Raw genomic sequence first — 1,727 nt, forward strand, 5'->3', positions numbered from 1 at the left:
CCGTTTTGGTCCAGCCTCATTCTTCCACTCATTGCCTGCCGGGGCCACCTTCCCGGGCTGTCTGTCAGTCGTGCTTGCGCGCTCGGCTCGGCTGCACACGCGGCGGTTCGCCCGGCATCTTCGGGTAGTCAGGCGGGAACGGCATTTCCCCAAGCCCTGCACCGAGATCGCGTTCCCACCATTGAAGCAGGACGTCGATTTTGCCGGCTTTGGAGTTCATGTCACCCCAAGGGTCCCCCACCGATTTCAACCTGCCAGGCACCGTGAGGATGGTGAAGCCTTTCGGGTCCGCCGATTCAAGTTCGTCCCACGTGATTGGACAAGAGACCGGAGCGTGGGCGAGCGCCCTCGGACTGTACGCGCCTGCTATGGTCCGGTCACGATTGGCTTGGTTGAAATCGACGAACACCCTTTCACCACGTTCTTCCTTCCACCAGGCCGTGGTCACCTTGTCCGGCATTCGGCGCTCGAGCTCCCGGGCGGCTGCAATCACGGCATGCCGTACGTCCAAGAACTCATGCGAAGGCTCGATCGGGGCATAGACGTGGAGCCCACGGTTTCCGGAGGTCTTGATGAAAGTGGTCAATCCGGCCTCCGCAAGTACGTCTTTCAGCGCAAGGGCTGCGGGAATCGCGTCGTCGAAATCCGTTCCAGGCTGCGGGTCCAGGTCGATCCGCAGCTGGTCAGGGTTGTCCGTGTTTTCGACCCGCGAGGGCCAAGGGTGAAAGACCACTGTGTTCATTTGGACGGCCCACACTGCAGCTGCCGGCTCATCGAGCACCAATTGGGGATGCGAGCGCGCACTCGGATAAACAACCTTCACGGACCGGATAAACTCCGGTGTTCCTTTCGGCGGATTCTTGGAGAAGAACTGATCGCCGTCGATGTTGTCCGAAAAGCGCTGCAGCGAGACCGGCCGGCCGCCGTTTGCGGAGATGAATGCTTCCCCGACCTCAACGATATAGCGCGCCAGATCCAGCTTGGTCAGGCCGATCTCGGGCCAAAGGACCCGGCTAGGACTGGAGATCCGTATGTCGCGAGGACCGTTCGGCCCGTCAACGGTGAGGGTGGTTGCTTCGGTAGCCATGGGGACAAGCTACCCCGGCCCCACCCCCGGTGTCAGCAGCCTGAATGGATTCCGCATTCGTCTCACGGCGATGGTTTCAGCACCATCGCCGAGCCGCCGCCTCGTCTGACCGGCTCGGCGGCAGCGATCATGAGCCCGCCGGGCCTGAACTCGATCGCGGTTGCGGCACCGATCTCCGCCGCCGAGGTGAATGCGTCGCCGGATGGCGTGAACTGGTGGCCATATGGTGTGAGTTGGCTACCGTACGCCGTGATGAACTCCGGTTCGGCCGTGACCTTTGCCGTGTTCCGTTGGGAGGCACGCGGTGCGGCGATCGCGTCGGAAATGCTCATGCCCAGGTCCACCCTGTTCAAGATGGTTTGCAGCACGGTTGTGATGATCGTCGATCCGCCGGGCGAGCCGAGAGCGAGGAACGGCTTGCCATCCTTGAGGATGATGGTCGGGGACATCGACGAGCGTGGGCGCTTGCCGGGATCGATTCGGTTGGGGTCGCTCGCGCTGTAGACGGCCGAGAAATCGGTCATCTCGTTGTTGAGCAGGAACCCGCGTCCCGGTACCACGATGCCTGATCCGCCGGTCTGCTCGATGGTGAGCGTGTATTCGACCACGTTCCCCCACTTGTCCGCGACCGTCATGTTGG

General features: G+C 62.3%; 2 protein-coding genes. Both read right to left on the reverse strand.

The genetic code is table 11. From position 1 onward, the window contains the following. Nucleotides 1-64: 64 nt before the first annotated feature. Entirely contained in the window at nt 65-1,087 is a 1,023-nt protein-coding gene (gene ligD, locus AHiyo1_RS16040) for a non-homologous end-joining DNA ligase (RefSeq protein WP_059389221.1), read from the reverse strand. 62 nt (nt 1,088-1,149) lie between these two features. Next, nucleotides 1,150-1,727: gamma-glutamyltransferase (locus AHiyo1_RS16045; protein WP_172465614.1), on the reverse strand; the 578-nt coding region annotated here is incomplete at its 5' end.

The organism is Arthrobacter sp. Hiyo1, assembly GCF_001263615.2.
Taxonomy (GTDB): Bacteria; Actinomycetota; Actinomycetes; order Actinomycetales; family Micrococcaceae; genus Arthrobacter.